The organism is Agrobacterium sp. 10T429 (genome assembly GCF_056393925.1).
Map to the genome: position 1 here is coordinate 248,820 of NZ_JBFTGV010000007.1, position 16,115 is coordinate 264,934.

Annotated in this window: 19 protein-coding genes; 14 read left to right on the plus strand and 5 right to left on the minus strand. The window is 57.6% G+C overall.

The window, feature by feature from the left end; all coding sequences use genetic code 11:
- Positions 1–82 precede the first annotated feature (82 nt).
- Genes AC1DCP_RS17515 through AC1DCP_RS17525 form a run of 3 tightly spaced genes read right to left on the minus strand, consistent with a single transcriptional unit; the run spans position 83 to position 3,200 of the window.
- The gene (locus AC1DCP_RS17515; RefSeq protein WP_025595962.1) at positions 83–958 is read right to left on the minus strand and encodes a carbohydrate ABC transporter permease; all 876 of its coding nucleotides are present in this window, start codon (positions 956–958) and stop codon (positions 83–85) included.
- Positions 951–1,904, minus strand: coding sequence for a carbohydrate ABC transporter permease (locus tag AC1DCP_RS17520; RefSeq protein WP_003517854.1), 954 nt, complete (start codon positions 1,902–1,904; stop codon positions 951–953). Before AC1DCP_RS17520 ends, AC1DCP_RS17515 begins: the two co-directional genes overlap by 8 nt.
- Positions 1,905–1,910: 6 nt before the next feature.
- A complete protein-coding gene (locus AC1DCP_RS17525) occupies positions 1,911–3,200 on the minus strand; it encodes an ABC transporter substrate-binding protein (protein WP_013761393.1) in 1,290 nt (429 codons plus the stop codon).
- Positions 3,201–3,319: 119 nt separating this feature from the next.
- Between AC1DCP_RS17525 and AC1DCP_RS17530 the strand changes: the two genes are divergently transcribed.
- The 13 genes from AC1DCP_RS17530 (at position 3,320) to AC1DCP_RS17590 (ending at position 12,227) form a co-directional block, all read left to right on the plus strand.
- The gene (locus tag AC1DCP_RS17530; protein ID WP_476774503.1) at positions 3,320–4,018 is read left to right on the plus strand and encodes a TetR/AcrR family transcriptional regulator; all 699 of its coding nucleotides are present in this window, start codon (positions 3,320–3,322) and stop codon (positions 4,016–4,018) included.
- Positions 4,019–4,263: 245 nt separating this feature from the next.
- Positions 4,264–5,406 carry a Gfo/Idh/MocA family protein gene (locus AC1DCP_RS17535; RefSeq protein ID WP_309510031.1) on the plus strand — a complete coding sequence of 381 codons (1,143 nt, stop codon included), beginning with the start codon at positions 4,264–4,266 and terminating at the stop codon, positions 5,404–5,406.
- Positions 5,407–5,416: 10 nt separating this feature from the next.
- Entirely contained in the window at positions 5,417–6,580 is a 1,164-nt protein-coding gene (locus AC1DCP_RS17540; RefSeq protein ID WP_421611887.1) for a dihydrodipicolinate synthase family protein, read from the plus strand.
- Between the two features lie 51 nt (positions 6,581–6,631).
- Positions 6,632–7,453, plus strand: a complete 822-nt coding sequence (locus AC1DCP_RS17545; protein WP_080850071.1) for a sugar phosphate isomerase/epimerase family protein — start codon at positions 6,632–6,634, stop codon at positions 7,451–7,453.
- 20 nt (positions 7,454–7,473) lie between these two features.
- Entirely contained in the window at positions 7,474–8,709 is a 1,236-nt protein-coding gene (locus AC1DCP_RS17550; RefSeq protein WP_035199324.1) for a Gfo/Idh/MocA family protein, read from the plus strand.
- A gap of 479 nt (positions 8,710–9,188) precedes the next feature.
- On the plus strand, positions 9,189–9,398 hold the full coding sequence (locus AC1DCP_RS17555) for a cold-shock protein (RefSeq protein WP_003517872.1): 210 nt from the start codon (positions 9,189–9,191) through the stop codon (positions 9,396–9,398).
- Positions 9,399–9,507: 109 nt separating this feature from the next.
- The gene (locus tag AC1DCP_RS17560) at positions 9,508–9,798 is read left to right on the plus strand and encodes a hypothetical protein (protein ID WP_003517874.1); all 291 of its coding nucleotides are present in this window, start codon (positions 9,508–9,510) and stop codon (positions 9,796–9,798) included.
- A gap of 27 nt (positions 9,799–9,825) precedes the next feature.
- Positions 9,826–10,062, plus strand: a complete 237-nt coding sequence (rpsU, locus tag AC1DCP_RS17565; RefSeq protein ID WP_003517876.1) for a 30S ribosomal protein S21 — start codon at positions 9,826–9,828, stop codon at positions 10,060–10,062.
- A gap of 30 nt (positions 10,063–10,092) precedes the next feature.
- Entirely contained in the window at positions 10,093–10,308 is a 216-nt protein-coding gene (locus AC1DCP_RS17570) for a hypothetical protein (protein WP_003517878.1), read from the plus strand.
- 147 nt (positions 10,309–10,455) lie between these two features.
- The gene (locus tag AC1DCP_RS17575; RefSeq protein WP_025595953.1) at positions 10,456–10,740 is read left to right on the plus strand and encodes a hypothetical protein; all 285 of its coding nucleotides are present in this window, start codon (positions 10,456–10,458) and stop codon (positions 10,738–10,740) included.
- A 90-nt stretch (positions 10,741–10,830) separates the two neighbouring features.
- Positions 10,831–10,971, plus strand: a complete 141-nt coding sequence (locus tag AC1DCP_RS17580) for a hypothetical protein (RefSeq protein ID WP_003517881.1) — start codon at positions 10,831–10,833, stop codon at positions 10,969–10,971.
- Between the two features lie 637 nt (positions 10,972–11,608).
- Positions 11,609–11,902 (plus strand): hypothetical protein, encoded by a 294-nt coding sequence (locus tag AC1DCP_RS17585; protein WP_076846101.1) that lies wholly within the window; start codon positions 11,609–11,611, stop codon positions 11,900–11,902.
- A 13-nt stretch (positions 11,903–11,915) separates the two neighbouring features.
- The gene (locus AC1DCP_RS17590; protein WP_003517885.1) at positions 11,916–12,227 is read left to right on the plus strand and encodes a hypothetical protein; all 312 of its coding nucleotides are present in this window, start codon (positions 11,916–11,918) and stop codon (positions 12,225–12,227) included.
- A gap of 268 nt (positions 12,228–12,495) precedes the next feature.
- Here the strand turns inward: AC1DCP_RS17590 and AC1DCP_RS17595 are convergent, their stop codons facing one another.
- Positions 12,496–13,593 carry an acyltransferase family protein gene (locus AC1DCP_RS17595; protein WP_019566461.1) on the minus strand — a complete coding sequence of 366 codons (1,098 nt, stop codon included), beginning with the start codon at positions 13,591–13,593 and terminating at the stop codon, positions 12,496–12,498.
- A gap of 309 nt (positions 13,594–13,902) precedes the next feature.
- On the opposite strand from AC1DCP_RS17595, the gene AC1DCP_RS17600 reads away from it, so the two are divergent.
- Positions 13,903–14,139, plus strand: a complete 237-nt coding sequence (locus AC1DCP_RS17600; RefSeq protein ID WP_476774504.1) for an acyl carrier protein — start codon at positions 13,903–13,905, stop codon at positions 14,137–14,139.
- A 17-nt stretch (positions 14,140–14,156) separates the two neighbouring features.
- Here AC1DCP_RS17600 and AC1DCP_RS17605 read toward each other — a convergent pair whose 3' ends face one another.
- Positions 14,157–16,115, minus strand: coding sequence for a MacB family efflux pump subunit (locus tag AC1DCP_RS17605; protein ID WP_476774505.1), 1,959 nt, complete (start codon positions 16,113–16,115; stop codon positions 14,157–14,159).

The window sequence follows — 16,115 nt, forward strand, 5'->3', positions numbered from 1 at the left end:
TCTCCCGACCGTCGCGCTGCAGACAAGGCAGCCGCGACGGTGTTGATGTTCTGCAATTCGTTTTCGGTCCCGTTTCGTCCGTTCAGCGTTTCATTCCGGTGGTAGCGATGCCTTCAATCAGCAGCCGCTGGAAGAACAGGAAGAACAGGAAGACCGGTACCAGCGACAGGTTGGACATGGCGAAAAGCGACGTCCAATCCGAGCTGCCGGTGGAATCCACGAAGGATCTGAGGCCGAGCTGCACGGTGTAGGTGTTGATGTCGTTCAGATAGATCAACGGACCGAAGAAATCGTCCCAGGTCCAGATAAAGGAAAAGATCGCGGCCGTTGCCAGAACCGGCAGAGAGAGGGGCAGCATGATCTTCCAGTAAATGCGGAAGGGCGAGCAACCGTCCATCACCGCTGCCTCATCCAGCTCACGCGGAATACCCCGGAAGAACTGCACCATCAGGAAGATGAAGAAGGCGTCGGTTGCCAGATATTTCGGCACGATCAGCGGCAGCGACGTGTTCACCCAACCCATTTCCAGAAACAGGATATATTGCGGGATGAGCACAACGTGATAGGGCAGCATCAAGGTGCCGAGCATCAGCGCGAACCAGAAATTGCGCCCACCGAAACGCAGGCGGGCGAAAGCGAAGGCGGCAAGTGAGCAGCCAACGACGTTGCCGATGGTGGCGAGCACCGAGATGAAGAACGAGTTCCAGAAGAATTGCCCGAAACTGACCTGAAGCCCGGTCCAGCCGCGAATATAGCCGCCGAAATCAACCGACGAAGGAATGAGCGAGGAGGAACCGAACAGCTCATCCTGCGGGCGGAACGAGCCCGAAATCATCCACAGGATCGGATAAAGCATCGCAAAGGAGGCAAGGATCAGCACCGCATGCAGCAAAACCGACATTAGCGGTGAGCGTTGCGGGCCTTGTCCCGGCCGGGGAGCGGTAACAGCGTCAGTCATCGTAATGCACCCAGTATTTCGCGCTGAGGAACGAGAAGGCCGTGAACAGCGCGATGATGATCACGAGAATCCAGGCAAGCGCCGAGGCATATCCCATGCGGAAGAAACCGAAGGCTTCCTGATAGAGATAGAGCGTGTAGAACAGCGTCGAGTTAATCGGCCCGCCCGTGCCTTCGGAAATGATGAAGGCGGGCGTGAAGGCCTTGAAGGCATCGATCGTCTGGATCACGGCGTTGAAGAAGATCACCGGCGTCAACAGCGGCAGCGTAATACGGAAGAACTGCCGCATCTTGCTCGCGCCGTCGATATCGGCGGCCTCGTACATATCCTGCGGGATTTGCCGGAGCCCTGCGAGGAAGATGATCATTGGCGAGCCGAACTGCCAGACGGACAGGATCACCAGCGTGTAGAGCGAGTAGTCCGGATTGGAAATCCAACTCGGCCCCTCATAACCGAAAACCTGCCACAGGACCATGTTGACGAGGCCATCGGACGCGAAAAGCTGCCGCCAGAGAACAGCGATCGCCACGCTGGAACCGAGCAGCGACGGCAGATAGAAGATCGCCCGGTAAAGCGTGAGCCCCTTTATGCCGCGATTGAAGGCGAGCGCCACCAGCAGCGCAAAGATCAGCTTCAACGGCACCGAAAGCAGCACATAGGTAAAGGTGACCTGCATGGCGGCGGCGAATTTAGGGTCGGCAGTGGCGATGCGCACATAATTGGCCGCCCCCACCCAGTCCGGGGATTGAAGCAGGTCATAATTGGTGAAGGACAGATAAAGCGACACCAACGCAGGCCCAAGGGTGAGACCGAAGAAACCGATCAGCCACGGCAGGAGAAACAGGTATGCGTGAACGTTGCGGTCCAAAAGCCGCTTCACGCCTGCCCGCTTCGGGAGAGCCGCGCCACGGCTCTCCTCCACGAGAGTTTCAGATCGAAAGGCCATCTGCCATCACTTCCGTTTAATGACGGTTTCGGATTCCTTGACGAGCCGGTCACCACCCTCAGCCGCCGAAATCTTGCCAAAGCCGATCTCTTCCGCTGTACGTTTCAGGACGAAGGCGAATTCGCCTGCACCCGGAGGGGGTGCGGGCGGCAGATCGCCAACGCCGGGGGTAATCTCGGCAATATATTCCACCATGCTCTTGCTGACGGCATCGAGCTTGGCGGTCAGCGCGTTACGCATCGATTCCGATGCCGGAACTCCGCGCTCCACACCCAGAACATCGACGCCCTGTGGTTCGGCAACGAGAAAGTTGATGAAACCGACCGCCTGCTCGATGCCGGCACTGCCATTGGCGACGCTGATGAGCATGGATGGTTTCAGGTAGTGACCGGAAGGGCCATCCTTCTTGCTTTTCGGATAGGAGGTCATCGCCAGCTTGGCTTTGTTGAGTGCCTGATAACCGACAAACTGGTTGGAATGGGCAAATGCCGTTGCCGCCTTGCCCGTCGTCAGCGCGTTGGTTTCAATATTCAACTGGTCGAGCGCCTGAATATCGGCCGGCACGCATGCACCGCTCTTGCGCAAATCCGCCCACATGGTGAACCATTTGGTCGCGTCGGTCGGATCAAAACCGATACCGCCATCCTGTGTGTAGAGTGATTTGCCGTTCTGACGCAGCCAGTTCTCGAAGCTCGGCTCGACGCCGCTGGCATCGGCCGTGGCGTAATAGCCGGGCTTGGGCTTGTTCTTGCTGAGCTTGGCGGCGTTTTCGGCAAACTCTTCCCAGGTCTGCCCGATCGCTGGCGGGGTCGCGCCGGATTTTTCCCAGGCCGCCTTGTCGAAGAAGACAGCGCTGGAATTCACGCCAAGATTAACCCCGTAAAGCTTGCCGTCGACCCGACCGGAGTCGATGTTCATCTTGCCGAAATCTTCTATCTTCAGGCCCTTGCCAATATAGTCATCAAGGGGAGCAAGGGCGCCGCGCCGGCCATATTCGAAGATGTAGCGATAATCCATCTGGATCAGATCAGGCGCGTTGCGGCCTGCCACCTGCGTGGCAAGGCGCGGCCAGTAGTCGCTCCAGCCGGCAAATTCCCCGGCAATATCGAGATCCGGCTTGATTTGCTTATATGCGGCGATCGCCTTGTTGGTGCGATCCGCACGCTCCTGCGATCCCCACCATAACATACGCAGCCGCGCGGCCTGAGCCTGCGCCGAGCCACCTCCCAATGTTGCGAGTGAAAGGGCCGCAAGCCCTGCTGAAAGCACACTTCTCCTGTGAAGCATCACGGGCATTGGCAACTCCTCCCTAATTGACTGCCAAATTGATGATGGGGGTAAACGACTATTGCCGTTTTATAACTAATTGGTTACATGGGAACACCGATCGCCAACATTGTCAAGCGGGTGCTAAGATGGACGAAACGACGAAAAACCAGCTGCCCGATCCGGCCGTCGAGGAAACGCCTGCCCGCAAGCGCAAACGCGGGGCGGCACAGGTGCGAAACCCGGAGAGAACACGCGCCGCCATTCTTGAAGCCGCCCGCCGCGAGGTGGCCGCGAAGGGCCTAGCGGGCGCGAGAATCGATGTCGTGGCGCGGCGTGCCGGCACCAACAAGCGGATGATCTACCATTATTTTGGCGACAAGGACGCGCTTTATCTCGCCGTTCTGGAGGACGCCTATCGCCACATCCGCCACACCGAACGGCGGCTGGACCTGACCCGCAAGGCGCCTTCGGAAGGCTTGCGGGAACTTTCGCTTTTCACCTGGCATTATTTTCTGGATCACCCGGAATTTCTGAGCATTCTCGCAACAGAAAACCTCAATAAAGCCCGATATCTCAGGCAATCCGCTACGATTGCGGCGATGCATTCGAACTTCATTTCCGAGCTTGAGGACGTGCTGCGGCGCGGCCGCGATACTGGCGAATTCCGTGACGGTCTCGATCCGATCGACGTCTATCTGACGATCGCCTCGCTCGGCGCCTTTTATCTTTCGAACCGATTCACGCTGTCGACGATCTTCCAGCGCGACCTGACCGACCCCGCCGAACTTGAACGCTGGGGCCAGCATATCGTCGATACCCTGCTTGCTGCGGTGCGGCCGGCCTGAGCCGTAAAAACCGAATTTCCCTTTAACAACAGCGACGACGCGCCATTCGCATCCGCGAAGCGCGTCTTTTCCTTTTGCGGCGCGTCACAAACCCGTGATTTCTGCCGCCGCAAGTGCATGTGAATTTCCTGCCAAAAACACCTTGACAGATCGCATCCTTCACGATCACAAATAACCAAATGGTTACAAATTGCCATGTTTGACGGAAGCGGCTTTCGGGAAAAGGCCGCCTTGGGAGGAAATTCATGAAACGTATCGGCGTCATCATGCACGGCATCACCGGCCGCATGGGTTACAACCAGCACCTCGTGCGCTCCGTTCTCGCCATTCGCGATCAGGGCGGCGTGGTTTTGAAGAGCGGCGAAAAGGTCATGCTCGACCCCATTCTGGTCGGCCGAAACGGTGCGAAAATCGAGGAAATCGCTAAAAAGCACAATGTCGCGCGCTGGACGACCGACATCGACGCCGCCCTTGCGAACCCGGATGACACGCTTTTCTTCGACGCCGGCACGACGCAGATGCGTGGCAGCCTGCTCGAAAAAGCCATCAAGGCGGGCAAGAACGTCTATTGCGAAAAGCCGATTTCCGACAGCGTGGCAGAGGCGCTGGCAATTGCCAGACTGGCCGAAAGCGCCGGTATCAAACACGGCGTGGTGCAGGACAAGCTGTTCCTGCCCGGCCTTCGCAAGCTGGCGATGCTGCGTGACAGCGGCTTTTTCGGCAAGATCCTCTCGGTGCGCGGCGAGTTCGGCTATTGGGTTTTCGAAGGCGATTGGCAGCCGGCGCAGCGTCCTTCGTGGAATTACCGCCTGAAGGATGGCGGCGGTATCATCCTCGATATGCTGTGCCACTGGCGTTATGTGCTCGATAATCTATTCGGACCGGTGAAATCCGTAAGTTGCCTCGGCGCCACCCATATCCCCGAGCGTTTCGATGAACAGGGCCACGCCTATGCAGCGGATGCCGACGATGCCGCCTACGCCACCTTCGAGTTGGAAGGCGGCGCCATCGCCCATATCAACTCTTCTTGGGCGGTGCGTGTGCGCCGCGACGATCTCGTCACGTTTCAGGTTGATGGCACGCATGGTTCGGCCGTAGCGGGTCTCACCAAATGCTGGACCCAGCACCGCACCAATACGCCGAAACCGGTGTGGAACCCTGACCAGCCCCAGACCATCGATTTCTACAAGACCTGGCAGGAAGTGCCTGACAACGTCACTTATGACAACGGTTTCAAGGCGCAGTGGGAAATGTTCGTGCGTCACCTCGTCGACAACGACCCATGGCCCTATGGGCTGATGGAGGGCGTGAAGGGCGTGCAATTGGCCGAACTGGGGCTGAGATCATGGAAGGAACGCCGCTGGCTCGACGTTCCCCCACTTTCCTGAGGAGGCGACAGTGAGCGAACTCAAGCTTCCAAAGGACGACCGCAGCATCGAGGTCTACAGGCTATCAGGCTCGCCGGTCGCCATCGAGAAACGAAGTGCGGCGGATTTCAATCGAGTCGCCTTCGCTGCCGCCCATGTGGTGGCCGATCCCCTCGCCGACAACGATCCATGGTTGACGCCCGCCATCGACTGGGACGCTACCCTGCGCTTCCGTCACCGCCTTTGGGACCTCGGCCTGGGTGTTGCGGAGGCCATGGATACGGCCCAGCGCGGCATGGGACTGGCGTGGCCGCAGGCGCAGGAACTGATCTCCCGTTCGCTGAAGGAAGCGGCCACCCGCAAGGATGCGCTGATCGCCTGCGGCGTCGGCACGGATCATCTTGACGGCGGCGGATATGACCTGAAGCAGATTATCGACTCCTACCTGGAACAGCTTGATTTTGTTCAGGGAGAAGGCGGGCGCGTGATCCTGATGGCAAGCCGGGCGCTCACCGCTGCCGCCCGCTCCCCGGACGATTATCTCGAGGCCTATGCCAGGGTTCTTTCCCGTGCCGAGAACAAGGTGGTTATCCACTGGCTGGGAGAAATGTTCGATCCTGCGCTTGAGGGCTACTGGGGTGCCCGCGACCATATGGCGGCGATGGACACCTGCCTTGCCATGATCGAGGAGAATGCAGACAAGATCGACGGCATCAAGATTTCGCTTCTATCCAAGGAAAAGGAAATCGTCATGCGCCGCCGCCTGCCCGCTGGTGTTCGCATGTATACCGGCGACGACTTCAATTATGCCGAACTGATCGCCGGTGACGAAAAAGGTCATTCGGACGCGTTGCTCGGCATTTTCGATGCCATTGCTCCGGCGGCATCCAAGGCGCTCGCCAGCCTGAAGCGCGGTGCGGATAATGAATTCTTCGACATTCTGGAGCCAACGGTGGCGCTTTCGCGCCATATCTTCAAGGCGCCGACCCGCTTTTACAAAACCGGCGTGGTGTTTCTCGCCTATCTCAACGGCTTGCAGGACCATTTCACCATGGTTGGCGGGCAGGAAAGCGCCCGCTCCACGCGGCATTTCGCCGAGCTTTTCCGGCTGGCGGACAAGGCCAATGTGCTTGCCGAACCGGATGTGGCGACGCATCGCATGAAGCAGTTTCTGGCTGTCAGAGGCATTGGTTAAGCGCGACAGCGAAGGTGGCTGGAGGCCTTCGCAAAAGGGAGGAGTACCGTTATGGACGTTGAGGGCCTTTCAATAAATTTTGCCACCGTGCGGCAGGGACGTTCCTTCGGGGCAATCGTGGATGCATGCCTTGCGCATGGCATCACCACCATCTCTCCTTGGCGCGAGCAGGTTCACGCTGCAGGCCTTGCTGAAGCAGCACGCATTGTCGAGCAGAACGGCCTTCGTCTCAGCGGCCATTGCCGGGGCGGCTTTTTCCCCGCCCCCGATGCAGAAGGCCGCAGCCGCGCCATTGAGGACAATAAACGCGCCGTGGACGAAGCCGCCGCCATGAAGGCAGATTGCCTAGTGCTTGTCGTGGGCGGCCTGCCCGCGGGTTCTCGAGACTTGAAAGGTGCACGGCAGATGGTGGAGGACGGCATGGCCGAACTTCTTCCCTATGCGAGGGCAGCCGGCGTGCCGCTCGCCATTGAACCGTTGCACCCCTTTTATGCCGCCGACCGCGCCTGCTTCAACACTCTGAAACAGTCGCTCGACCTCTGCGACCGGCTGGGTGCCGGAACCGGTGTGGCCATCGACGTCTATCACGTCTGGTGGGACCCGGAGCTGGAGGAACAGGTGGCGCGCGCCGGGCGAAACGGGCAGATACTGGCACACCATATCTGCGACTGGCTGGTGCCGACCAACGATCCGCTCAACGATCGCGGCATGATGGGCGATGGCGTGATTGACCTCAAGACATTTCGCGCCATGATCGAGGCCGCCGGCTTTTCCGGTCCGCAGGAAGTCGAGATTTTTTCGCATCGTTGGCAGGCACGCCCGGTGGACGAGGTTCTGTCCACCGTCGTCGAGCGTTTTAAAACCGTTTGTTGATTGGGTTCGGGAGTAAGGAAATGCCTGAAAGGGTGAAACGCAAACGTTATGCACTGGTCGGCACCGGCAATCGTGGCACCACCATGTGGGGGCGCGAACTTCTGGCCGGGTGGAGCGACTATGTCGAACTGGTCGGCATTTGCGACCTGAACCTGATGCGCGCAGAACGGGCCCGCGCCATGATGGGGTCGGCGGCTCCGCTTTATGACGACTTCGACCGGATGATGGCCGAGCAACGCCCGGAACTGGTAATCGTCTGCACGCCCGACGATACTCATGACGACATCATTATCCGCGCGCTCGAGGGCGGTGCCGATGTCATCAGCGAAAAACCCATGACCACCACCCCGGAAAAGATTGACCGCATCCGCGCGGCGGAGGCCAAAAGCGGCCGCCGTGTCGACGTTTCCTTCAATTATCGCTTTTCACCGACGGCGGCGCGCATCAAGGAGCTGATCGACGACGGCGCGATCGGCACCGTTACCTCGGTAGATTTCCACTGGTATCTCGATAACCAGCACGGTGCGGATTATTTCCGCCGGTGGCACGCTTTCACCGAACATTCAGGCAGCCTGTTCGTCCACAAGGCGACGCACCACTTCGATCTTCTGAACTGGTATCTCGATTCCGACCCGGTGGAAGTGAAGGGCTTTGGGCAATTGCTGCATTATGGTAAGAACGGACCGTTCCGGGGAACGCGCTGTCGTACCTGTCCGCACAAGGGCGAATGCGACTATTTCATGGATCTCGGGGCCGACCCGTTCCTGGACGCGCTTTACGAGGACCCGTCGACTTTGGATGGCTATATGCGTGACGCCTGCGTCTTTCGCGAGGAGATCGACATTCCTGACACGATGAGTGCCTCGATTCGCTATGCGAACGGCGTGCAGGTCTCCTATTCGCTCAATACCTATATGCCGATCGAGGGACACCACATCGCGTTTAACGGCCATAAAGGACGCATCGAGATGCGCCAATATGAAAAGCAGCCGTGGACTGAGCCCCCCGCCGACGAAATCCTGCTGGTGAAAAGTTTCGGTGGCGGTGTCGAGCGTATCTGGGTGCCGCATGAGCCGGGCGGCCATTATGGCGGCGACAATCGCATGCGCGACATGATCTTCAAGCCCGGTTCGAACGACCGGCTGCGGCAGCGGGCGGGTTCGCGCGCCGGCGCCATATCCGTGCTCTGCGGCGTAGCCGCATTGAAAAGCGCCCGCGAGGGTGGTGCAGCGGCGGTGAAATCCCTGCCCATCTAGATATTTTCGGCCTGCGGTGCTTTCAACGTCGGTCCGCAGGCCGCAATTGCCAAAAAAGAACGGATAACATTCTGCAGATTACGCGCTTCCTCCATACCGGTAAAACGACGATCGGGGGAAGAAAGAGTTAATCATGTCCAGTTTCGAATCCTTCATTCCGCTCATCATCATCGGCACCAGCCTGATCCTTTTTTTCAAATGGGTGGGGCGTGATATGAACAGGGAAGAGAAAAAACCGAAATCGCGCCGCTGACGCAGGAAGAGACATCGGAACCGACAAGTGCAATCGCCAGATGGCGCATTTTTCCGCATCGGCCCATTGCAAAATCAAAAATTGAGGCTATATTCGGCAAATCGACAATTGCTTGTGACGTCGCTCCTGGGACTCTACGTTCCCGTCGGATTTCCTCTCAAATAATCGATCTAATTCCGCAAGGTATCGCGGAAACCAACAACGATTACTACGAAAGGAAATCGTTATGAACACTGGTACTGTAAAGTGGTTCAACGCCACCAAGGGCTTCGGCTTCATTCAGCCTGACAACGGCGGCACGGACGTTTTCGTTCACATTTCGGCTGTTGAGCGCGCAGGTCTGCGTTCGCTGAACGACGGCCAGAAGATCACCTACGACATCGTGCAGGACCGCAAGTCCGGCAAGAGCTCCGCTGACAACCTTCGCGCAGCTTGATTTGTCATCGGCCCCGCTGGCTACGCATGTACCAGCAGTGGCGCTGAGTGATTGTGAGAGGTCGGGTTAAATCCCGGCCTTTTGTTTTTTTGGCCATGGGGAGGCTCTCATGCGCAAAAATCCTTATCGTTCCGGCGATGCTATCTTTCTGAAGGCGGGCGTACTTGGGGCCAACCAGCCCAAAGGTCCAGGCCGGGTCGTAACGGCTCTGCCAGAGACACAACAAGGTGCGGTTCGCTACAGGGTGCGTTTCCAGCACGAGAACTTCGAACGTAATATAGCGCTCGATGAAATCGATGTGGCTGCGTCTTCATCGCGGCCCGTGGAAATCGAAGGCTCGTCTTCGCGCGTTGCGGGATCGAGCTGGATCAATTCGAATACGATCAGAATCAAAAAATAGCAGCGATGGCTGCGTTAAGGAGATAAGTTGCAGGTACTCGTCAGGGATAACAATGTAGAGCAAGCCCTCCGCGTCTTGAAAAAGAGGATGCAGCGCGAGGGTATCTTCCGTGAGATGCGCGCACGGGAATCTTACGAAAAGCCGTCGGAAAAGCGTATCCGCGAAGAAGCCGAAGCTGTGCGCCGCCACCGCAAGATGGCGAAGAAAAAATTGCAGCGCGAGGGATTGCTTCCTGCTCCCAAAAAGGTTGCCCGCGCTCGATAACTGTCAATTCGCTCCGCAAAGGAGAATGCCATGACCGCGACTAAAGAGGCTGTTTTCAAACCCGGAAAGCTGTCCTCGCAGGACAAGGCATCCATAACGGACAAGGCGGCGAAACAGATCATAACCGCCGAATCCGACCAGCGCGCCAAGAAGACGGAACGGCTTCGCCAACTTCGCGAAGCTCAGGAGGCGGCAATCGCCGCCCCTCCACCCACCCGCACCAAAAAGTCATCCGGCAAGAAATAACCCGGTTGCACTTTTTGACGTCGCCTTTCCGAAAAACTTCTTGAACCTGATACGCAACAGGCGCACGCTTCGCCTGTCAGCAATCCGCTGAAGAGTGCTGGTGTTTGAGGGCAGAGTGTCCTCGCCCCCAAACGAAAGGAGGACGAGATGTCTTCCGAGTTTTATTCATCAAGCCTTTCACGGAACCTCGTCCGCACCGGCGGTTTGGGTTACCGGGAAAACGCATCGCTTCGCCTGCTTCTCAGTGCCGCCGAAGAAACAGCCATGCGCCTAGATCAGGATCGCGGCGCATCCTCCGGCTTTGCGGCGTTTCCTGATTTTGGCCTCCAGCCCGACATGGTGCGGAGAACCTTCTACGCAGGGCGTATCCGCCTCTCCAAACCGACCCTTCCCTTCGGGAAACTTCCGCTTAACGGACTGCCTTTCCCCTGACGATGAAACCGCCCCGCAGCCTGCCTGCGGCGCGCGATCATGCCCCGGACCACACAATATCCAATATCTGTTCAATACCAGGAGGACACCATGGCCAAGGGTCAAGTACGCAGCAACAAAGAAGTCCGCAAACCGAAGAAGGACAAGACGAAAGCTCCGGCTGCGGCACCAGCTGCCGGCACGCAGGTCAAGTTCGCAAATTCCACAACTGCGGATGGCAAGAAGAAGTAGGATTGTTCCGGACAGCCCTCTCATAACAGCGCGACGCACCGGCACGAATTGCCAAACCGCGACCCGATACGCTAAGGGTCGCGACAAATAAAACATGTAATGGAAATGCGGACTTGTTTTGGCCACATTGCTCTTCTAGAAAGTTCATACAGCAACTGCTGGTGAGCGCAAAATATGTCGTTCGCAGTTGTTTCCGTCGCTTTAGACTTTTGACCACGGATGTACTGGCACTGGTGTTAATGGCGATATGAGGAAGGTCGGTGCAATATTGCCCCGGCCTTTTTTGTTGTCTGCCCTGGTGAGATAAAGAATGTCGCCGCACCGGTCACATACTCGTCAAGGGCTATGGAATTAACTTGCCTATTGCGCGCAAAGAGCGCACCCTTCCCTATCGGTACTTAAAGGGCGTTACCGCCGTCAGGCATCCTTGCCGTCTCAAGCCCATTTGCACATGCCTCCCGTCTATAGCGCCCCGTGCGGAATTTCCCAGGGCGCGTTGAGGCACATGCCCCCGAAAACCGGCAACGGTCATCGACCGCACCGGCGTATCGTTTCAAAGCGTTGGAGCGTCCCGTGCAGCCTTTTAAGGGCGCGCGCGAGGCTTCGGCTTTCTGAACCAGTAAGAAAAGAGGCCATCATGTCTTCTGCGCCCCGTAACTGCCTGATCTCCTCTCAAGATCTCGAAATGCTTCAATTGGTCCTCGAGAACATCGGTTTTAATCACCTTTCCGACGATGATGACAAAAAGCTCCATAACAGAGCCGCCCGCAAGGTCATTGAATTATATCAGGATGGTTTGACCGATCCGGCAGACCTCACCGACGAAATGCGATTCCTGTTCGGCGTGCAGAAACACGACCGCATCAAGCCGTGGAAGCCGCTCCCCCGATATGCAATCCAGGGCCTGCCACTGCTTTACCACCGCCATTGAGGGGAGAGAGCAGATGCGCGAATATATCATGGTCAGCACCGGCCTGTGGCTGGGGCTATTTCTGACCTGGTACCTCGTCACCATGTACGATACGGCAGATAGCGTCTTTACGGCGAACACCGTTCCGTCACTACCGCTGCTGCTGACATCGGCCGAATGCGAGACCCAGTTCGGCATTCTTTTTTCGATGACCGAAAAGCTTTTGAAGGCAGGCGGGCCGATAGTTCCCGACGACTTGCGAAAGAACATAGAGCATTGCATTTCTTCCGATGAGGCAAGCCGCCTGAAACTCAAAGACAATCAACTTATCCGGCTTTTCCCCTGAAGCGCCTCCCGAAGCGGACGGTGTTCGCCAAAATCACTGGTAACAATAATGACTTGGCAAATGAGATATATCAGGAGAAACTGACTTAGTCGGACATCAGTCCGAGAGTTTGCGTCTGCGTGGAGGGTGAGTATGACGTATGACTGGAGCGGCCGCAGAATGCGCCGCATGCGTGCCGCGAAACTGACGATCATCAGTCTCGTCGCGGCCTTTGTTATCACGGCTCCAATCTTCGCGCATTACTGAAGCCTGCAGCGACAAGACGCGATCACACCGGTTGCCCGACCCCTGCCCGCTTTCTCAGGCGACCTTTGAGCCATGTCTGCACTGGCTGATCAAAATGGACGGTCAGGTACCATGACAGACACGTCGTCCCTATCAGGAAAGCGACACCGACCGGCAAAGCGATGTTTTCCCTATCAACGGCAGGCATCAGAAAATCCGTCCAGGCCAGCAGCGGAATATGCAGCACATAGACGGCGTAGGAAGCTGTGCCGAGAAACGTCGACAAGATTCCCACCCTGCGACCCGGCACTATCCTGCTGGCTACGAACAATACCGTCGGCCAGACGAGCAGAACCACCGCGAGATCAAAGAAGGGCCGAAGCTCACGCGAAATTGGCACGGCGAGGATGACGCAGACCAGCATAAGACAGAGGGCCGCCTGGATGGGCTTCAGCTCGGTTATGCGATTGCGGAAGCGGTAAACCAGCACGCCTGCGAAAAACGAGAAAAACACCCTTCCCATGCCGGCATACATTTCGTGCCATCGAAACCCCGCATGCAACTTCCCAAACTCAGCAGCCGCCACGACAAGGACGCAGGCGCTGACAGCCAGCACCACGATTGTCTGTTTCGTAGTCGCCCGCACACCCCACCGGCCATAAACCGCATTCACCACCAGCTCGTTGAAAAGCGACCATGCCGGGCTCACCAGAAACAATGCGCCGTTCAATGTAAGCGTGAAGGGTGCCGGAACAAAAAGAAGCCCGGTCAACAACGCGATCGCCAGTTCGCCGGGATTGATGTGGCGATGAAGATCATCGATCGGCGTCGGCAGGCCCAACAGGTAGAGGCAAATGAAATAGGACGCCATCAACGCCAGCCCCAGCCCATACAGTGGATAAAGTCGCGCGAGGCGCGCCTTCATGAAGAAGCCTGGCGTAATCGCCCCTTCGCGCAGTTTCATGCTGTAGGCATGCGCCAGCACAAAACCGCTCAAGGCGAAGAACAAATCGACGGCGAGATAGCTCGAAGCGTCGTCTCTCCCGAAAAACTGTTCGGCATGGCGATGCACGATGAAGAGCGCAGCTACGCCCCTTATGCCATCGAGCAATATGAAGCGTTCCGGGGAAGACTGGACCATGGGCGTTGATGCTCGACAGGACTGGATTATAATTACTTCACGAAAACGAGGTTTACAGCGCAGCGGTTCATCGCATCCAGTCAAAAACTGTTCAACGTCAAACATACCCCGAATTCTTATGGGCACTTCCCCATGAGCCACGCTCTTTCGCAGCCGTCAAAGGCATGCTACGTCCGAATGCCATCGATGCTTTGACCTTCTGACTCTGTGTACCACGCCTCGCAAAAACCGGTTTCGATTTTAGCAAGTGTCCTGGGCGCAAATTCAAACGGGTTGTTCGGCGGCAAACAACTTTCGCGGAGTCCCACCATGTCCACCATCGCCGACCGTATTAAAAAAATCATCGTTGACCAGCTTGGCGCAGATCCCGGCACGGTTGTCGATGACGCCAATTTTGTCGACGATCTCGGTGCCGATTCCCTCGAAGTGGTTCAGGTTGTCATGGAAATCGAGGAAGAATTCGGAGTGGAAATCCCCGATTCGGCCGCAAGCACAATCCTGACCGTTGGCGACGCCATCCGCTTCATCGAAAAAAACAAGGGTTGACCGGCAGCGGCGGGATATCAACCCGCCGACAGGGCCGCAACAGGATCGAGGTTCGATGCGTTGCGGGCCGGCAGATAGCCGAAAACGACGCCTATCAGTGTCGAGCAGACGAAGGCAGCAATGATCGACACCGTGGAATAGACCATGGCGAAATTGCTGCTGAAGGCGGAGAAAAGCGCCCCGAAGCCGAAGCTGCCCAAAATTCCCAGCGTTCCGCCGATGATGCAGACGAGCACTGCCTCGATCAGGAACTGGCGCAGTATGTCACTGCGCCGTGCGCCGACTGCCATGCGCACGCCGATTTCCGATACACGTTCGGAAACGGAAACGAGCATGATGTTCATCACCCCTATGCCGCCGACCAGAAGCGAAATCACCGCGATCGCCGCAACCAGCAGCGTCATGGTCTGCGTTGTACTGGTGATGGTCTGGCGAATATCGTCAGTGTTGAGAATGTAGAAATCCCGCGTTCCATGCCGCTGGGTGAGAAGAACCGTCACCTCCTGTTCGGCAATTGCGGCGTCAATATCGTCACTCACCTGCACCGTGATGCTGCGCAGCGACAGGCTGCCGAGAAAGCGTGACTGGACGGCAGTATAAGGCAGATAAAGTGAAAGGTTCTGGCTTGAACCGAAACCGCCCTGCTGCGCCTGCGTGATGCCGACGATGCGGGCCGGCACCTTGCCGATGAGAATGACCTGACCGATGGGGCTGCCGTCGAAATTCGCAAACAACGATTTGCGGGTGTTCTCATCAATCACCACCTCCTGGGCTTTCTGCGCGACGCTTGCGGCATCGAAAAAGCGCCCTTGTGACAGCTTCGTGCCCTTGGCGACGAAATACCGCTCGCTGACACCATTCACAAGCGCATTCGCCTCCTTCGCGCCGAAACGCACCGTACTGGAGGTCGAGACCGTGGGCGTCACAGCCGCGACATAGGATTGTTTGGCAAGTGCCTCGGCGTCCGAGACGACAAGCGTGGTGATCTTGCCAGATCTTATGTCGCCAAAATCCTTGCCCGCGAAGATTTCCAGCGTGTTGGTGCCGAGGCTTGAGATATTCTGCAGCACGCGCTGCTGTGACCCCTGCCCCAGCGCCACGACGCTGATGACCGAGGCGATGCCGATGATGATACCGAGCATGGTGAGAAAGCTGCGCAGCTTGTGCGCCTGCATCGACAGGAGCGCCATGCGCAATGCCTCCCGCAGCGAGGATGCGAGACCAGCGAGACTGGAGGCCCCGCCGGAAACCATAGAGGGTATGGCGTCATCCTTCCGAACCGGCGCGGCATCCGCCCTGCGGTCGGAAATGATGGCGCCGTCGCTGATTTCGATGATCCGTTCGGCACGTCGTGCAATTGACATATCGTGCGTGACGATAATGACAGTGCGCCCTTCGGCATGCAGCTCGTCGAGGATGCGCAACACCTCGTCGCCGCTTGCGCTGTCGAGCGCACCGGTCGGCTCGTCGGCAAGAATGATTTCGGCATCGTTCATAAGGGCGCGCGCGATGGAAACGCGTTGCTGCTGGCCGCCGGAAAGCTGGCCCGGACGATGATCGAGGCGGTCCGCCATGCCAAGGCGACCGAGCAACCTGGCGGCATCGCTCCTGCGATCGCTTTGTGACTTTCCGGCGTAGATCGCCGGAATTTCGACATTGCCGAGCGCTGTCAGTTCGACAAGCAGATGGTAACGCTGGAAAATAAAACCGAGGTTTTCTCGCCGCAATTCCGAAAGCTGGTCTGCATCGAGATTACCCGTCTCCCGGCCCCTGATGCTGTAGCTCCCTGAGGTCGGCCGGTCGAGGCAACCGAGAATATTCATCAGCGTCGACTTGCCCGATCCGGAAGCGCCAACGATCGCCACCATCTCGCCGGCCTCGATGATGAGGTCGATATTCTTGAGTACGGTAATCGTACCTTCACCGGACGGATAATCCCGCCGCACGGATTTAAGGCAAATCAGAGGATCAGCCAT

Excerpts from the sequence above, each read along its gene's own strand:
- AC1DCP_RS17515 (WP_025595962.1), bottom strand. The coding sequence starts at position 958 with ATGACTGACGCTGTTACCGCTCCCCGGCCGGGACAAGGCCCGCAACGC.
- AC1DCP_RS17520 (WP_003517854.1), bottom strand. The coding sequence starts at position 1,904 with ATGGCCTTTCGATCTGAAACTCTCGTGGAGGAGAGCCGTGGCGCGGCT.
- AC1DCP_RS17525 (WP_013761393.1), bottom strand. The coding sequence starts at position 3,200 with ATGCCCGTGATGCTTCACAGGAGAAGTGTGCTTTCAGCAGGGCTTGCG.
- AC1DCP_RS17530 (WP_476774503.1), top strand. The coding sequence starts at position 3,320 with ATGGACGAAACGACGAAAAACCAGCTGCCCGATCCGGCCGTCGAGGAA.
- AC1DCP_RS17535 (WP_309510031.1), top strand. The coding sequence starts at position 4,264 with ATGAAACGTATCGGCGTCATCATGCACGGCATCACCGGCCGCATGGGT.
- AC1DCP_RS17545 (WP_080850071.1), top strand. The coding sequence starts at position 6,632 with ATGGACGTTGAGGGCCTTTCAATAAATTTTGCCACCGTGCGGCAGGGA.
- AC1DCP_RS17550 (WP_035199324.1), top strand. The coding sequence starts at position 7,474 with ATGCCTGAAAGGGTGAAACGCAAACGTTATGCACTGGTCGGCACCGGC.
- AC1DCP_RS17555 (WP_003517872.1), top strand. The coding sequence starts at position 9,189 with ATGAACACTGGTACTGTAAAGTGGTTCAACGCCACCAAGGGCTTCGGC.
- AC1DCP_RS17560 (WP_003517874.1), top strand. The coding sequence starts at position 9,508 with ATGCGCAAAAATCCTTATCGTTCCGGCGATGCTATCTTTCTGAAGGCG.
- AC1DCP_RS17570 (WP_003517878.1), top strand. The coding sequence starts at position 10,093 with ATGACCGCGACTAAAGAGGCTGTTTTCAAACCCGGAAAGCTGTCCTCG.
- AC1DCP_RS17575 (WP_025595953.1), top strand. The coding sequence starts at position 10,456 with ATGTCTTCCGAGTTTTATTCATCAAGCCTTTCACGGAACCTCGTCCGC.
- AC1DCP_RS17580 (WP_003517881.1), top strand. The coding sequence starts at position 10,831 with ATGGCCAAGGGTCAAGTACGCAGCAACAAAGAAGTCCGCAAACCGAAG.
- AC1DCP_RS17585 (WP_076846101.1), top strand. The coding sequence starts at position 11,609 with ATGTCTTCTGCGCCCCGTAACTGCCTGATCTCCTCTCAAGATCTCGAA.
- AC1DCP_RS17590 (WP_003517885.1), top strand. The coding sequence starts at position 11,916 with ATGCGCGAATATATCATGGTCAGCACCGGCCTGTGGCTGGGGCTATTT.
- AC1DCP_RS17595 (WP_019566461.1), bottom strand. The coding sequence starts at position 13,593 with ATGGTCCAGTCTTCCCCGGAACGCTTCATATTGCTCGATGGCATAAGG.
- AC1DCP_RS17600 (WP_476774504.1), top strand. The coding sequence starts at position 13,903 with ATGTCCACCATCGCCGACCGTATTAAAAAAATCATCGTTGACCAGCTT.
- AC1DCP_RS17605 (WP_476774505.1), bottom strand. The coding sequence starts at position 16,115 with ATGGCTGATCCTCTGATTTGCCTTAAATCCGTGCGGCGGGATTATCCG.